Consider the following 16124-nt stretch of genomic DNA (forward strand, 5'->3'; position numbering starts at 1 on the left):
AAGAGAATTAAGACTCTTGTCATAATACTCCCTAGGATTGGAGTAGTTTTCCATTTACTCTCTTTGTCTCCGCAACTCTCTCCATTTTGAAACTTCCGTATCACATTTGCGATTTTTTGATTCCCAATTGTAGGACGTACCTCTCTTTCTAAATCTCTTCTTTGCGAATTCCCAAACTTCCGATTTTCATTGGATTTTCAGTTTGGGTGTTTATAATGCTTTTTATGAATCGGGGCAGCGGATTGTAAAGGGCTTTCGATTGCGCAAAGGAGGTTTTCCATGATAAGAGGAATTAAAAAAACATTGTATCTCATACTTGCATTCTTTATCGGTCTTTTTATCGCATCCTCCTTTTTTATTAGGGCGAAATATAATTATTTCGTATATGGGGACACGCCAATTTTGGAGAGACAACAGCTGGGTCTTTTTATTCTAGTGATCGCAGTGGTGCTGGCATTAAGCGTTATTTTGTATAAAATGTGCCTGAAGCTTAATAAGTACAGTTGGAAAATAGTCATTCCAGCCATACTGCTGTTTTCTTTTGCAATCCAGATGGTGATTATCTTTCTGTTTCCACGCTTGCCGACGGATGATTCGCAGACAGTGCTTTCATTGGCACTCGACATGCTGTACAGGAATGATTATTCGTCGTTTGACACGAACGGCTATCTGCATATGTTTCCGTTTAATTTTTCGATCGTTTTATATTTAAAGACGTTGTTGTTGATCTTTCCGGATAATTATCTGGTAATCAAAATATTTAATATTCTATTTACACTCTTAACCTCATTAATGATTTACATGCTGTATAAAGAGCTCAATTATAAGTCCAAGGATAAGGATTATGGCATCCTCGTGTTTGCTGCAACCTATATCCCTTCATTGTTTATGAGTAATTTTATCTATAACGATGTGATCGCTACCGCCTTTCTGACAAGTGCTTTATATTTTGCCATAAGATTTATCAAAAGAAGGTCCATTAAGGATATTCTCTTCGCAGCTCTCTTACTGGCAATAGGCAACTATTTCCGCAGTATCGGTGTTATTTTTCTGATTACCGTGGTGGCGGGTCTTTTATTCAACATACGTTCTATCGGGGTGAAAAAGGTTTTTAGCGCTTTGGTTATCACGGCCATATTGTTTAATGTCCCCGGCTGGACGCAAAATGCTGTGTTGCAGGCGACGAATGTTGTAGATGAACCGATGAACGAAAATTCCGCACCTGTCTACATGTGGCTGAATATGGGGATCAATCTGGAGACGTTTGGGTTCTGGGACAACCGGGAGAGCTACGCTATCTATCAGCAGGATGCAAATTATAATAAGGCAGAAAGTACGGAGTTATTTAAAGAAGAAATCAGTAATAAACTCTCCGAGGCGGGCCTAAGTGACTTAGTGAAGATGTATTATAAAAAAATCGTTTGGACCTGGACGGAAGGAACCTACCAGATGGAACGATATGGGCTCGGAAATGACGGATCATCCAGTAACGGGGGAAGAATGGGCTTTGTCATGGACCGTTATAGCTACACTAATGCTGCTACGGATTTGTTTAAGGCAGACTCCAATTATAGAAGTGGAATGTTGTGGCTGCTGTATGTTCTGAATTTTCTGATGTATGTATTTATACTCGTTCGCTTAATGGGTGGAATAAGAGCCAAAAGATTTGAAGAGACCTCTTTGATTCTTGTAGTGCTGGGCTTTATCGGATTCTATCTTTTATGGGAGATCAAGTCCCGGTATATTTACCCGGTGTATCCGCTGCTGATCGTATTATCCTATATGGGTTTTAAGGACGTATACGATTATATGTTAAAAAGATATTTTCCACGTTAACTATGTTCGCTCGGAAAGAGGGGATTCAAAGATGCGGATCAAGCGATATTTCGCTTTGCTCATAGCAGTGCTAAGTTGTTCCATGGTGCTCGTCTCCTGCGATGCTATTACCGCACAGAAGATAACGAGTACTGACTCCGGGTCAAGAGCGAACGGGGGACAGGGCTTCACTGGCGGGCGGGGTAAAGATGGGGGCGGATCTCCCGGCATGAATGGTGGGACAAGGAGAAACGGCAACCCAGGTACAGATAGCGGTGGCGCACAAGGTGGACGGCAGTGAACAAATTTCATGAACTTGCCCCAAGCCTACGAAGATTAAGTGTGATAGGATAAGGTTACATTTAAATTCCCCGCGGGGGTAAGAAAAGGGAGCACCATGAGAATCATTATATCGCCTGCCAAGAAGATGAAGATGGATACGGATTTCTTGGATTGCCGCCAGATGCCGCAATTCATAAGCGAGTCGCAGACTCTTCTGGCCTTATTACAAAAGTTGAATTATGAAGAAGCCAAATCGTTATGGAAATGCAATGATGCCATCGCCACGCTGAATGTGGAACGGATTCGGGATATGGATGTAACACGGGATCTTACACCGGCTATCTTTTCTTATGAGGGTATCCAGTACCAGTACATGGCACCAGGGGTACTTCAAATGGAGGAGCTGGAATATCTTCAGCAGCATTTACGGATATTATCAGGGTTCTATGGAATTGTCCGGCCATTTGACGGCGTTGTTCCGTACAGGCTGGAGATGCAGGCAAAGCTTAGCGGACCTGGTTTCAAGTCTATCTACGAGTTCTGGAACAGGAAGCTGGCAGATCAGCTGTTTTCGGAGACTGACATCATTCTGAATCTGGCCTCTAAGGAATACAGCAAGTGCATCTCCCCTTACATTGGCGGGAATGTTCGAATGGTTAGTTGTGTATTCGGGCAGGAGATCGGCGGTAAGGTAGTAGAGAGAGCGACCCTGGTCAAGATGGCCAGAGGTGAAATGGTACGCTTCATGGCTGAGCGGCAAATCAGCTGTGTGGAGGATATCAAAGGCTTCGACGGATTTGATTTCAGCTTTGCTGATGAGCTGTCGGATGAGAGTACGTATGTGTTTATTCAGAAAAAGAATGACTAGAGCAAGCAGTACATGATGGGTAATTCTGAAGGGGGTTGAATAACCTGCTTCAGGGTTACCTTTATTTTTTGGTCAACGAAACCAGATGCTGAATTCTAGTTTTTTTAAAGGGGATAGATTAGGGTATAGAGAATAAAGTTCGGGTGGAATAAGAACAGGTTAACGAGGAGGACTTATGATTTTCAAAAGAGATCCATTGGATAAACAGAGCTTACTTAAAGAATTGGATTCGCTAGGCTATTCCGACAGAATCAAAAAAGTAGCAATCCTAGGCCGTGATCATCTCGGATCTGTCCAGTACTCCCAATTACTAGCCTCTTTGCTGGAGGATGGTGTTTATGAAGCACGACTTGCCTTAATCGGCGCCATTGCAACACAAGATGCTGCTATTATTCTATCAGCACTGCGGCATCCCAAGGCAAGTATCAGAAATACGGCTGCGGGTCTTTTGGCAAAGGTGGCTTCGGATGCTGATATTGAACGTGAGCTCCCCCATTTATCCCATGATTGCCGCCGCAAGCTGCTGCATAGTATTTCACAGATTAACCGTCAGGAATTAGCAGAACGCTTATTGCCTGTAGTGTATGCCCGATGGGGAGCGGAGGAAGCCGCGATTATATTGCAGGCCTGTTATTCGGCTACGGTAAGTAAATGGCTTGCTGATATCGGGTATGCCATAAAAGACTGGAAGAAATTATCCAGCCGGCATCTTAACGTAGTAGCAGAATACTTTGCAACAACACTGGAAAGCACACCACTCAGGGAAAAAGGCTATGTCTGGTGGAGATTCTCATCAGCTCTGGAGATCCTATGCAATCTGAAGGCAGACTTGGTGCTGGAGTGTGCGCTGAATCATGGACCTATGGGCATCATACATCCTGCGTTAAAAGAACAGCTTGGCACGCTTGTACGCCAAAATCCTAATAAGGTATATCAACTGTTAACACGAACGGAGTCGCGGAGCGATCTGATTTCTTATGGTATTCCTGAAGCTGTTCTTAAAAGGAAAAAATATTTATCCATGGATCAATGGATTGAGATAGCGAAACTACTCGCAGATCACCCTATGCACATAGCAAAGCTGCTTCATAATATTGCACCTTCTAACCGCAAAGTCATTTTCGATGCTGTGTATGAAGAAGATAAACGTAATGAACGTATTTTTCCGGAAAGATTACTGTATGTATTACCGCATGTCTTGCGTGACAAGGAAGCCACCCGGATGCTTGGCCTTCGTGAAATCAATGATGACCGGGAGAGAACAATCAGATTTACAGCTTGCCGTTCTATTCTTCATTCAAGAGCGGGACTTGAACAAGCAACACAGGTATCCAGTGCAGACGAACGTGCCACGGCGCTTATGCAGCTGATCAGAAGTACCGTTCTGTCGAGACAGGGTATGAATGAAACTTTGGTGTACCTGGGCCGGATTAAAAATGATCAGGATCCTGTCCGGGGCGCTGTGTTTAAAGAGCTATCGGAAAGTCCTGCGTCTGTGTTCACGGATGCCCATGTACAAGAGCTTACTTTGCTTGTTGATAGTGTTATAGAGGCTAGAGATACTTCATATGGCACAAAATTTTCCGTTCAACAACTGGCGTTTGCTATTCTCCGGCATAACGCATTACTTCCTCACGGTGAGCTGTTTAAGTTTTCTTTAAATACGATTCAGAAATTGGCCAAGCAGAATGGGCAGCTTTCCCTTCCATCCTTGGAGAAGAATTTACCCCGGGGAGTAGAAGAGATTATCTTCGACGAAATTTATACATTAGCTGTACAGGCCAACAAAAGAGAAGACTACAATCTGGTATTAAGCCTAGCTAGCTCATTCGGTAAAAGAGGTTACGGTATTATAAAACTTCAGAATCTGTTAAAGGAAGCAACGAGGGCAAAGGCGGATTCTACAGCCATACAAGCGGCCAGATACTGGCTTGCGCCTCGTACAACGCGTGATGCCAGAGTTAAGGAATTATTAGCTATAGATAAATCGTATATTACGATCCATGAAGTGTTCCAGCATCTGCATCTGAAGCGTCAGGAATGGCTCGATCCTTTTATTTCAGGGGCTGTCATTAAGGGCAAGTTCCTATCAGGCAAAACTATCTATCTTGTGCCGGCCGCGGATGGATTCCACAGATGGCTGCCACGTCAGCAACAAGCTTTAAGTGCCTTATTAGAAAAAATTGCATACGATGCCAAACGTAATCTTTGGGAGCGTGCAAGCGTTATTAAGATCATGGCAAGCATGCCTGATCTCGGTTCGGATAGGTTACTTGGGCTTATGCAGGATAAGGAAGTAACTGTAGTAGAAGCTGCACTTCATGCCTTTTCGCTTATGGAAGAACCGGAGAAGGCACTTCCCGTTCTGCTGGAGAATCTGGATGGGGACCGGGCCCGTGTAGCCATGTACTCGATACCCAGATGCATCCGCAGGGTGAATCCGGTGTTACTGGTTACTATGCTGAAAGAGCTTCTGAATCGGGATAAGCTGAAGATCACTGTCAGAAAAGAAGCCATCCGCTTACTGGGCGCTTATAGAAGCGATGACAGCCTTCCGCTATTGATGAACGAGTTCCAGAAACCCAATGCACACAAGGATGTAATCATAGCCATAGGGCATGCTGCGAAACAGCTTTTAGATGATGAACGCGCTTGGGATATGTTAAGTACAATGGCTTCTTCATCAGAAAGTGACATTGCAGGAAGTTTATTATCTCAACAGCCTAATGCTCTTCCGCTAGACTTTAGACCACGTTATCTAGGATTAATCCTTGAAATCGCAAGGCACCAAGATGCGTATATTGGCAGATATGCTTTCATTTCTATGATGCGGTGGACAAATGGAAATGAAGGGATTGTTGCAGCTGCCACCGCTCAGTCTATTACGGATTTGGAAGACAGCACTAGATGGGAAACTGCTATGAACACGCTGGTAGAAACCTGTCGCGATGGTAAGATCAATGAGGTTGTAGTTGGTGTATGTCAGAGACTGGTTAGTGCAGCGATAAGGGATGAATGGAACGCCACTGCCAAAAGAGATTTGCCTCATCGGCAACGTCTACTGAAATTAGTCAACCAGCTGATAGCTTTGCCAAAAATCACCCGGATGCACCTTATCCCTTTGTATACGGATCTGATTGACTGTCTGGCATCTGATGAGACCTTACAGCAAGCTGTGATGAAATTGTATATAGCAGCAATAGATTGGAATAATGTGAAGGAATCCGCCAATTATCTCAATCGGATGGTTACCACTATTTCAAATCAGCCCCAGCTATTAAGCGATGTTTATAAGCAGGTCGCGTATAATTTAGAAGAGAGCACGGGATACTGGAGTCCGGAAACTTTATTGGAAATTGTAGATGTTCTAGGGTCTGAGAGTCGTTACGAATCTCAGTATATTGGACTTTCGTTGCTTGAAGTTGCCGGAAGTGCTCTATTGTGGAGTCCAGAGCCTGCAGAGCGTCTGCGGTTGTACAGAGATCACACGAACCTTGCGGTTCGCTCACTTGCGCTAAATATTTGGACGGCGATAGATTAGTTTTTGATATTTTTTGAAAATAATAAAACATCAAAAAAGCTCAGGCTGCAAATCGGCCTGAGCTCTTTTGGTGTTTATTCAATTAAGCTTCCATCTTCTGTGCTGTGTAGAGGCGGTAATAAAGGCCCCGTTGTGCGATAAGCTCATCATGTGAGCCGCTTTCCGCGATGCCTTTGTTAGATACGTACATAATACGATCGCAGTTTTTTACGGTGGAGAGGCGATGCGCGATAATGAACGAGGTGCGTCCCTTAAGCAGTTCATTCAGCCCTTTTTGCAATAAGCGCTCAGTCTTCGCATCAATGGAAGAAGTGGCTTCATCCAAGATGAGAATGCGCGGATCTGCTAAAAGTGTTCTTGCGAACGAAATGAGCTGCCGCTGTCCTTGAGACAGCTTGGAGCCACGTTCATTGACCTCTGTCATGTAGCCTTGATCGAATTCACGGATGAATTCGTCGGCGCAAACGGCCTTTGCAGCGGCGATTACTTCTTCTTCGGTCGCATCCAGTCGGCCGTACCGAATATTGTCCAGAATGGTACCGGAGAAGATGAAGCTATCCTGTAACATAATCCCCATCTGACTGCGAAGAGATTTTAACGTCACCTGCGAGATATCCTGGCCGTCGATCAGAATCTGACCACTGGAAATGTTATAAAAGCGTGAGATCAGATTGACGACGGTTGTTTTGCCCGCACCTGTGGGTCCTACCAGCGCGATGCTTTCTCCCGCTTTGACCTTGAAGGAGATATTCTCCAGAATATTAAGCCCCGGGTCATAGGCGAAAGTTACATCGTCGAAGGTGACATGGCCCTGTACAGATGGCAGTGTTTTTGCATCCGGGATATCACTGACGGTAACCGGTTCATCCAGCGTTTCGAAGATACGCTCAAGATAGGCAACGGCGTTGATGAAGTTATTGTACAGGTTCGAAAGATTCAGAATCGGCTGCCAGAAGCGGGCAGCGTAGCTGCTCATCGCCAGAATGACACCGAGGGTCATGTCTTGAGGACTCAGTGTTAGTAGGCCTACAAGGAAAATTAATGATGTAACGATCGTAGACAAGTTGTCTACAGAGAACGGAATAAGTAAGTTGTAACGTTGAGCCTTCATCCATTCTTTACGGAAATTACCCGCGAGACGTGTGAAGATTCCTTCGTTACGTTGTTCCCGGGAGAACATTTGTGTCACACCAATACCGCTAATGCTCTCTTGCAGATAGGCGTTCAGGTTGGAGCTTTTGTTGGACACTGCTTGCCATGCCCGGCGTTGCCGGGTTTTGATCAGCAGCATGATGCCAAGGAAGACTGGCAGTCCGGCAAGGATGACAAATGAGAGTCGTACATCGACAGCGAACATGAAGGCTGCGATAAAGAGCAAATTCACGATTTCTAGAATAAAGTTGATAATCCCGTTGGACAACACATCTGAAACGGCGTTGACGTAGTTTACGACCCGGATAAGGATCTTGCCCTGTGGACGGTCGTCATAATATTTAAAAGGCAATTCTTGCAGATGCTTAAACAAATCCGTTCGGATGTCAAAAATAATATCCTGCCCAACACTCGTCATGATGCGCGAGCGTATCGTAGCCAGATAAACGCTGACCACGATGGTCACAAGCATCAGTGCAGCCCAACCCAGCAGTGCAAGCTTCTCTTTTGCCGGAATGGTCACGTCGATGACATGTTGCATGATCAGCGGAGCCGATAGTGAAATGGCTGCTGAAAGTGCACTGAGCACGAACGCAACAATCATTGGGGTTTTCTTTCGTTTGATATATACCATCGCACGCCGGAAGTGTTTTATATTAAACGGCGATTCAAGATTTTCATCGACGTCAAATTTATTCCTTGCCACTTGCGGTCACCTGCCTTCCAATACCCTCGTTCTGCAGTTTAAACACTTCGTAATAGTAACCACGTTTCGCTAGCAGTTCAGTGTGTGTCCCTTCCTCAACTAGCTTCCCGCCATCCAGAATGAGAATACGGTCGGCTTGCGAGGTAGTAGATACACGCTGCGCAATAATAATTTTCGTACAAGGATAGTCCAGTTCACGTAGACTTTTTTGGATATGCTCCTCCGTCTCAAGGTCGACCGCAGAGGTCGTATCATCGAGAATCAGGATAGGACGGTGTACCGCCAAAGCACGCGCTAAGGCAATACGCTGCTTTTGCCCCCCCGACAGTCCGACTCCGCGTTCCCCGACAACGGTATCATAACCTTCAGGCATTTTGGTAATGAAGTCGTGTGCGGCTGCGAGCTCTGCATAACCCATTGCATCTTCTTCCGGAAGATCAGGATCGCCATAGGCGATGTTTCCATCAATGGTATCAGAGAACAAGAGTACATCTTGGGTCGCCATGCCGATATTTCCACGAAGTTCATCAAGCTCCAGCTGCCGTACATCAACACCGTCTACGAGTACGCGCCCTTCAGCTACATCGTAGAAGCGAGGGATGAGGTTGATGATTGTTGTTTTGCCTGATCCTGTCGCGCCCATGATTGCTACAGTTTCACCGGGTTCAACGGTAAAGCTAATATCGTCCAGTACGATAGCGCTATCATATTTGAAGCGGACATGATCGAATTCAATCCGGCCTTCATAACGGCGTTTGTCAGTGACAGTATGCTCATTAACAATATTTGGCCGGGCATAATAGATATCTACGATTTTGGACAAGCTCGCAAAAAAGCGCTGAATGTCGTTGATAATGATACCGATGTTGCGCATAGGGTTCGATATAGCCCAAATAAGCGAAGAGAAGGCCATAAACTCACCGAAGGTGATCCGGCCGTTCATAAGGAACAAACCACCAACCAACATAAGGATTACGTTGAAGCCCTGAGCGAAGGATTCCAGATAAGGAAAATAATCAAGCCATACAAGGGCAGCCTTTTTGTTCGCTGTAGAATAGTTGACATTCTTCTCTGTGAATTTTTCGACCTCGAATTCTTCACGGGCAAAAGCCTTGACCACACGGTTGCCTGAGATATTCTCCTGTGTAGTCGTGTTAAGCTGTGACAGCCGTTCACGCAAGTCAATATACATAGGACGGACGCGTTTAGCGAATATGTAAGCCACGATAAAAATGGGCGGTGACAGGATAAGCATCCACAGCGTCAGTTCCGCATCTATGGTGAAAAAATAGATAACGGCGGCAAGGAAGATCGTTAGCGATTCAATGATCGTCTTAAAAATCCAGGCCATAGAGTGACGGACCATGTCCAGATCGCCTGTCATCTTGGTCATGAGATCGCCGGTACGATTATGATCGTAGTATTTTCTGTCCTGTCCCTGAATTTTGTTGTACAAATAAATGCGGACATTGTACATCATATTTTGCGAGGATATCTCGTACTGCATGGTCGTGAAATATGCGAGACCTGTGCGCAGTAGAGAAAATCCGATCATGCCCAGACAGAGCATAATCAATAATTGCCGTTCTTGTGTAAGATTCTGCAGGGCGTTGTCACCGGCTATAAACGTATCGACAATGCGCTGACTGATGTACGGATTCACGATTGTAAGACTTGAGCCCACCACCGAAAGGCAGAGTGCCAGAATGTATCGCGTCCGGTTTCCCTCTAGGTTCTGCCATAGCCATTTCAGTTCGAACATCTGATCACCTGTTTCTGATTGTTCTTGTTCTTTCACTCTTGCCTGAAAAGAGTAAATAAAACAAAGTGATTATAACATTATCAAATGACTAAGTATCGTTTACGGTAAAATTTCCTTGTTACATTATTGTTACAAAAAAATGAACTTATTAATGATGTGAATTTCACCTTGTGTAATGAGGGTTTGCCATTCGGGCTTGGGCGTTCTAATTATGATAAACTGAGACAATGTAGAGTAATTAGACTTAGTTCGGATAGGGACAGGAGGAAGAGGAATGAGTTTTGTTGCTGTAAAAGGGGAGTACAAGCGTTACAAGATGGGCGAGAATGTGATTGTCGCGAATGACGGGATTGATTTTGAGATAAAAAAAGGTGAATTTGCCGTGATCGTCGGCCCAAGTGGTGCGGGTAAATCTACGGTGCTTAATATTCTGGGTGGCATGGATTCTGCCGATGAAGGTCAGGTCATTGTGGATGGCATTGATATCGCCAAGTTTAGTGCCAAGGAGCTGACAGGCTACCGCCGAAATGACGTAGGTTTTGTATTTCAGTTCTATAATCTAGTACCTAATCTGACCACACTGGAAAATGTTGAGCTTGCTTCGCAGATTTCCCCGCGTGCACTAGATGCACGTAAGGTGCTGGAGGATGTGGGTCTGGGCGCGCGGTTAGATAATTTCCCGGCTCAGTTGTCCGGTGGTGAGCAACAACGTGTCGCTATCGCCAGAGCGTTGGCTAAACAGCCGAAGCTGCTGCTCTGCGACGAGCCGACAGGGGCGCTTGATTATAACACAGGCAAGCAGGTGCTGAAGCTGCTGCAGGATACTTGTCGTAACACCGGGACAACGGTCATCGTAATTACACATAATCTGGCGATCGCTCCGATGGCTGACAGGGTTATAGAGATTAACAACGCTAAGGTACGGAAGATGGTGATCAATCCTTCGCCGGTATCCGTTGACGATATTGAATGGTAAGGAGAAGGCATCTATGAAAAAGCGAGCATTGTGGAAAGATATTTTTCGTGAAATTGGGCATACCAAAGCCCGGTTTATTTCGATTTTTGCAATTATTATGTTAGGCGTCAGCTTTTTTGCCGGAATCAAGGCCACTGGGCCAGATATGCTGAATACAGCTGGAACCTTTTACAAAGAGCAGCGCTTGATGGATCTGAAGGTGCAGACTAACTACGGCCTGACCGAAGACAACATCGGGTTACTCAGAAATGTACAGGGGATCGATGAGATTCAGCCGAGCTATAGTGCAGATGTATTCGTAGGTGATAATGCCTTAATACTTAAAGTCAATTCTTACAACACGGATAAACCACTTAATCAATACCGTATTATTGAAGGCCATCTACCGGAGCGTTCCGGTGAAATCGTGCTGGACGATAAGCTAGCGGAAGAATATGCGTTGGGTGACAAGATATCTTTTAGTGGAAACGGTACGGATGCGGAGCTGTCGAACAGCTTCGAGACACTGGAGTATACCGTAGTTGGTTTTGTTAGAAGTCCACAGTTTATTGAGCAAAGTACCCGGGGCACCAGTGGGATCGGCAAAGGTACGGCGGATGCGTTCGCCGCGATCCCGGAGTCAGATTTCAAGCTTCCGGTGTATACGGAAGCCTATCTGTCCTTTAAGGATACAGCCGGGGTGAAGGCTTATTCGCCGGAGTATGAAGATCTGATCGAACAGCATACCCATGCTGTAGAGCAGGCGATGTCTGGCGTGCCGGAAGCACGGCTTGCTGAGCTGCGGGCGGAAGGCGAGAAAGAGCTTTCTGGTGGCCGCGCAAAGGTGGCCGCCGCCGAGCAGCAGCTTGCGGATTTGCAGCGCCAGCCGGAGGAAGTGCAGCAGGAACAGGCTGCAAGTATGAAGGCAATTGCTGCCGGACTTGCTTCTGCCAAGGAGGAATTGGCGGCAGGGGAGCAAAAGCTTGCAGAGCTGGAGCAGCTTAAGGTCTACGTTACTGACCGAAGCGCTAATCCGGGATATGCCGAATATAAAGATAACGCTGATCGGTTGTCGGCGATTGCCAGTGCGTTTCCTGTGTTCTTTTTCCTGATTGCTGCGCTGGTCAGCTTGACGACCATGACACGGATGGTTGAGGAGCATCGCTTGCAGATTGGGACACTGAAAGCACTTGGTTATGGCAACCGCGACATTATGGCCAAATTCCTGGTCTACGGTACACTTGCCAGTCTGGCGGCTTCAATTGCGGGTCTTGCGGTTGGTTTTACCCTGTTTCCGGGTATTATCTACGATGCGTATAGTGCAATCTATAATTTACCGGATATCACGAAGAACTTCTATCTTTCGTATTCGATCATATCCGTTATCGTAGCGTTAATATGTACTACGTTGACGGCGTGGATTGCCTCACGGGTAGAACTGCGCAGCAATGCTTCCGTATTGATGCGTCCGAAGGCACCAAAGAGTGGCCAGCGTATTTTACTGGAGCGGATCACTTTTATATGGAAGAGATTGAGCTTTGTCCAAAAGGTTACCGCACGGAATCTATTCCGCTATAAGCAGCGGATGTTCATGACTGTATTCGGTGTGGCTGGCTGTACAGCGCTGATCCTGACGGGATTTGGTCTCAAGGATTCAATTGGCAGCATCGCCGGGTCGCAATTCGGCACGATTATGAAATATGATGCACTTGTGGCGCTGCATGAAGATGTGTCTGCCGATGTGCTAAAAGCCTACGACCAACTAATCACTGGTGAATCTGCAGTAACTGGGACGCTGAGTGTGGCGCAAGAACGGATGACCGCACATGCTAGTGGAGTAAATGACCAAGAAGTTCATCTGTTCGTTCCTACTTCTGTTAACTCTTTATCCGATTTCGTGGAGTTGCGTGATCGAAAAAGTGGAGAAGGACGGATGCTTACGGATGATGGGGCTATTATCTCAGAGAAGCTGGCTAAGCTGTATGGGCTGGAGTCTGGTGATAAATTGACCGTGGTGGACAAAGATAATGAGACGTTCGAGATTAAGGTCGCGGCGATTACAGAGAATTATGTAATGCACTATGTTTATATGACACCGGCGTATTATGCTTCTGTGTTCGGAGAAAAACCGCTATTCAACACAGAACTGCTGAACTACACCGCACACGATAAAATATGGGAAGACAAATTTGGTGAGAAGCTGACGGCTAATGAGGGCGTCGCTGCCATCAGCTTTTCCAGCAGTGTAGGCTCCGCCTTCGATGAGACTATGAAGAGTATGGACGTTGTAACCTTGGTGCTCATTGTTTCAGCGGCGGCATTGGCTTTTGTCGTCCTCTACAATTTGACCAATATCAATGTGTCCGAGCGGATCCGGGAGCTGTCAACCATTAAGGTACTGGGCTTCTACGACAAGGAAGTAACCATGTATATTTACCGCGAAAATATGCTGCTTAGCCTACTCGGTATTGTGGCTGGATCGGGTCTCGGCATAGTGCTGCATAGCTTCGTCCTGAAGACGGCCGAGCTGGATGCGACGATGTTCGCTCCGATCATCAAGTGGCCAAGTTATATTTATGCGGCGCTCCTAACCCTATTGTTCTCCGGTATAGTCATGGCGTTCATGCATATTAAGCTCAAACGAATCCATATGATAGAGGCTTTGAAGTCGGTGGAATAGCATCTAAAAATGCCAGAGCTACGGCTCTTTCTATGGAATATAGCTTCACTGGAGTCCGAAAGTATGCCTCAAAGGCGATAAATGAGCAAATAGCGCCATCTGGGTCCGTAAGTAACTGGGGATGGTTAGGAACTGACGCTATCAGATGCCAACCGACGATATCGGACGATATTGGACGCTATTGGACGCTATCGGACCCTAACGGACCCAGATGACCTTAAACGCCGGATTATCCGCCATTTGGAATGATATCGGACTCCATAGCAGCTATTGGCATAAAAAACGCCAGAAATGATGCTTTTTCTATAGAATAGCGACACTGGAGTCCGAAACTATGCCTCAAAGGTGATAAATGAGCAAATAGCGTCATCTGAGTCCGGAAGCAACAGAGAGCTTTGATTTGGCGATGTGCATGAGGGTATATGCGTAGATTTAGAAGTGAATTTAGAAGTAGAAGTAGAAGTAGAAGTAGAAGTGGAAGTAGAAGTAGATACAGCTGAACCGAATACTCGGAGCCGCTACGCCTATCTACGCCTAGCTTCTCCTATCCGCTCCTAGCTTCGCCAACCTAAACTGCAGACAACTAAACAACAGAGCTGCGTTCTCAAACGAGAGAATCGCTGCTCTGTTGTCTTTTTTACAATATTAAAATGCATTGAACTGTCTCCTGCATAGGAAAAAGCTACTTAAGCGACATGTGCAGGATAGGAAAAGGATTACCTTGTTCGTCGAGTGCTGAACGCTCAAAAACCTGAAATCCCATATGCTCATAGAAACCTAAAGCTTGGGGATTTTGCTCATTCACATCCACGAGGTGTACGGCGAGTTTCTGCATGACATAAGCTACTAGCGCTTTTCCAACCCCTTTTCCCATTGCAGCAGGTTCTACGAACAGCATTTCAATCTTTTTATTCTGAACCCCTATGAAGCCAAGCAACTGTTCCTCATCATCTGTAAAAGCAAACAAATCGCTTATGCCCTCAAGCGCCTGCGTGACCAGCGGCCGCAAAGCATCAATATCCTGCTCGGATAGAAAAAGATGAGTATGCCGCACGGATGATTCCCAAATGTTCAGTAGACGGTTTAACAATTCTTCATTTCTAGTTGTGAAGATTTTTATTGAGTCCATATCTTTCCCTCACGATTCAATCTAATTCGAAGAAGAAGCTGCAGCCGCAGCTGATGCAGCCGCTGCCCCGGCAAGAGCAGCCTGTTGCGCAATTATAATATTGGTAATGTTGGTAGAAAGCATCGTAGTTAATACGCCGTTTTGCACATCCTCCACAGATCTGAAGGCTACCAGTGCAGAAGACAAGAGCAGTAATTCCTGCTTGCCAATAGACCAGTTCCCGAAGCCCTTTTTTGTACGCAAAAATTCGTAAGTCTCCGAGACATCAGTAACGATGTCCTCCTTGTTGCAAGGGAGCAGGGATAACACGCCCAGTGAGGAGAGGGTATATTCCTTGTCTAGCCGGATACCCTGTGCACGAAATGCCTCTCTTAATGCCAATACACGGTCCGCTGCTTGAGGGGCTTCTTCCCCAAGAACCAATACCTGGGTCAGGGCTTGCACACTGTTGCCTGACATAAACTCGGGCTTAAGCGTTACATAGAGCTGCTCCATGCGGTCCACGCCACTCTCAACATCGATATCGGAAAGACCAAGCATCGCGGAGAAGATATAATCGTCCTGTCCGGTAAGGAAACGATGTTTTGCCTTCATACTATCGTAAAATAGCTTTGCCCGTTCTACCGTACGCTGATATTGATCCGATGTTTCATTAGCAGCGATTTGATAGGCAGCAACGACGAGATAATCAGAGGCTCTGAATTTGGCTTCCTTCATTAAATCATACACGGCAAGTGTGTTTGCAAGCAGAGTTTCCTTCTCGTCAGAAAGAGAGAGCAGGGCAGCAATGCTGATCACCGAAGTCCCTCTAAATTGAGAGAAAATCCCGGTACTCTCCTTAATTAGCTCATAGCTGGCACGGATGGCTTCGTCATCTGCAACTTTGTCTTCTACAGCATACAATAGTGCCGCTAACCGATTAACCATTGCATTTTGCCATGGGAAAGCTTTTTTGATCCTCTGAGCGTTGTCTGCGAACAATTCAAGCCTAGCAGGATATTGCTCCTTCATTGGATACACCTCTTATCTCTACTTTTAATTCATAACATTACGAAAATCCTGTGTTGTAGATTCATTTTACTATAAAAAATAAATCGGATGCCCACGAAAGCGGCTTACTAATAGGCTAGAGGTTGTTCAGGTGACCCGATGATTGAGTTTACTATGAGGATGTTATAATAATTATAAGATGGATCGACTGGGGTTTAAATGACAACAAAGGAGAAGAGCGACG

The 16124-nt window shown here is 45.7% G+C and carries 10 protein-coding genes; 6 read left to right on the forward strand and 4 right to left on the reverse strand.

The genetic code is table 11. The features are described from left to right. Positions 1-279 precede the first annotated feature (279 nt). From NST40_RS03700 to NST40_RS03715, 4 genes are all read left to right on the forward strand, one after another. Positions 280-1836 (forward strand): glycosyltransferase family 39 protein, encoded by a 1557-nt coding sequence (locus NST40_RS03700; RefSeq protein ID WP_076276970.1) that lies wholly within the window; start codon positions 280-282, stop codon positions 1834-1836. Between the two features lie 31 nt (positions 1837-1867). Beyond that, a complete protein-coding gene (locus NST40_RS03705; RefSeq protein WP_076185123.1) occupies positions 1868-2116 on the forward strand; it encodes a hypothetical protein in 249 nt (82 codons plus the stop codon). 96 nt (positions 2117-2212) lie between these two features. Then, the gene (gene yaaA, locus NST40_RS03710) at positions 2213-2965 is read left to right on the forward strand and encodes a peroxide stress protein YaaA (RefSeq protein ID WP_076276971.1); all 753 of its coding nucleotides are present in this window, start codon (positions 2213-2215) and stop codon (positions 2963-2965) included. Between the two features lie 175 nt (positions 2966-3140). Continuing rightward, on the forward strand, positions 3141-6506 hold the full coding sequence (locus tag NST40_RS03715) for a HEAT repeat domain-containing protein (protein WP_342410408.1): 3366 nt from the start codon (positions 3141-3143) through the stop codon (positions 6504-6506). Between the two features lie 82 nt (positions 6507-6588). Here NST40_RS03715 and NST40_RS03720 read toward each other — a convergent pair whose 3' ends face one another. After that, positions 6589-8364, reverse strand: a complete 1776-nt coding sequence (locus NST40_RS03720; protein WP_036684845.1) for an ABC transporter ATP-binding protein — start codon at positions 8362-8364, stop codon at positions 6589-6591. Continuing rightward, positions 8351-10126 (reverse strand): ABC transporter ATP-binding protein, encoded by a 1776-nt coding sequence (locus NST40_RS03725; RefSeq protein ID WP_076098706.1) that lies wholly within the window; start codon positions 10124-10126, stop codon positions 8351-8353. The genes NST40_RS03720 and NST40_RS03725 overlap by 14 nt, the downstream gene beginning before the upstream one ends. 274 nt (positions 10127-10400) lie before the next feature. Here NST40_RS03725 and NST40_RS03730 point away from each other — a divergent pair, with 274 nt between their 5' ends. Together NST40_RS03730 and NST40_RS03735 are read left to right on the forward strand one after the other, a co-directional pair. After that, positions 10401-11102: an ABC transporter ATP-binding protein gene (locus tag NST40_RS03730; protein WP_036684849.1), complete on the forward strand. Its 702-nt coding sequence runs from the start codon at positions 10401-10403 to the stop codon at positions 11100-11102. A 13-nt stretch (positions 11103-11115) separates the two neighbouring features. Then, a complete protein-coding gene (locus NST40_RS03735; protein ID WP_076276973.1) occupies positions 11116-13761 on the forward strand; it encodes an ABC transporter permease in 2646 nt (881 codons plus the stop codon). 682 nt (positions 13762-14443) lie between these two features. Here NST40_RS03735 and NST40_RS03740 read toward each other — a convergent pair. Together NST40_RS03740 and NST40_RS03745 are read right to left on the reverse strand one after the other, a co-directional pair. After that, positions 14444-14890 carry a GNAT family N-acetyltransferase gene (locus tag NST40_RS03740; RefSeq protein ID WP_076190108.1) on the reverse strand — a complete coding sequence of 149 codons (447 nt, stop codon included), beginning with the start codon at positions 14888-14890 and terminating at the stop codon, positions 14444-14446. A gap of 21 nt (positions 14891-14911) precedes the next feature. Next, positions 14912-15901 carry a DUF4003 family protein gene (locus tag NST40_RS03745; protein ID WP_076276974.1) on the reverse strand — a complete coding sequence of 330 codons (990 nt, stop codon included), beginning with the start codon at positions 15899-15901 and terminating at the stop codon, positions 14912-14914. Positions 15902-16124: the final 223 nt, after the last annotated feature.

Source organism: Paenibacillus sp. FSL R10-2778, assembly GCF_038593035.1.
In the GTDB taxonomy this organism is placed as follows: domain Bacteria; phylum Bacillota; class Bacilli; order Paenibacillales; family Paenibacillaceae; genus Paenibacillus_AQ; species Paenibacillus_AQ odorifer.

Bases quoted from the DNA above. Each gene is read 5' to 3' on its own strand.
- NST40_RS03700 (WP_076276970.1), top strand. From the start codon at position 280: ATGATAAGAGGAATTAAAAAAACATTGTATCTCATACTTGCATTCTTT.
- NST40_RS03705 (WP_076185123.1), top strand. From the start codon at position 1,868: ATGCGGATCAAGCGATATTTCGCTTTGCTCATAGCAGTGCTAAGTTGT.
- yaaA (WP_076276971.1), top strand. From the start codon at position 2,213: ATGAGAATCATTATATCGCCTGCCAAGAAGATGAAGATGGATACGGAT.
- NST40_RS03715 (WP_342410408.1), top strand. From the start codon at position 3,141: ATGATTTTCAAAAGAGATCCATTGGATAAACAGAGCTTACTTAAAGAA.
- NST40_RS03725 (WP_076098706.1), bottom strand. From the start codon at position 10,126: ATGTTCGAACTGAAATGGCTATGGCAGAACCTAGAGGGAAACCGGACG.
- NST40_RS03730 (WP_036684849.1), top strand. From the start codon at position 10,401: ATGAGTTTTGTTGCTGTAAAAGGGGAGTACAAGCGTTACAAGATGGGC.
- NST40_RS03735 (WP_076276973.1), top strand. From the start codon at position 11,116: ATGAAAAAGCGAGCATTGTGGAAAGATATTTTTCGTGAAATTGGGCAT.
- NST40_RS03740 (WP_076190108.1), bottom strand. From the start codon at position 14,890: ATGGACTCAATAAAAATCTTCACAACTAGAAATGAAGAATTGTTAAAC.
- NST40_RS03745 (WP_076276974.1), bottom strand. From the start codon at position 15,901: ATGAAGGAGCAATATCCTGCTAGGCTTGAATTGTTCGCAGACAACGCT.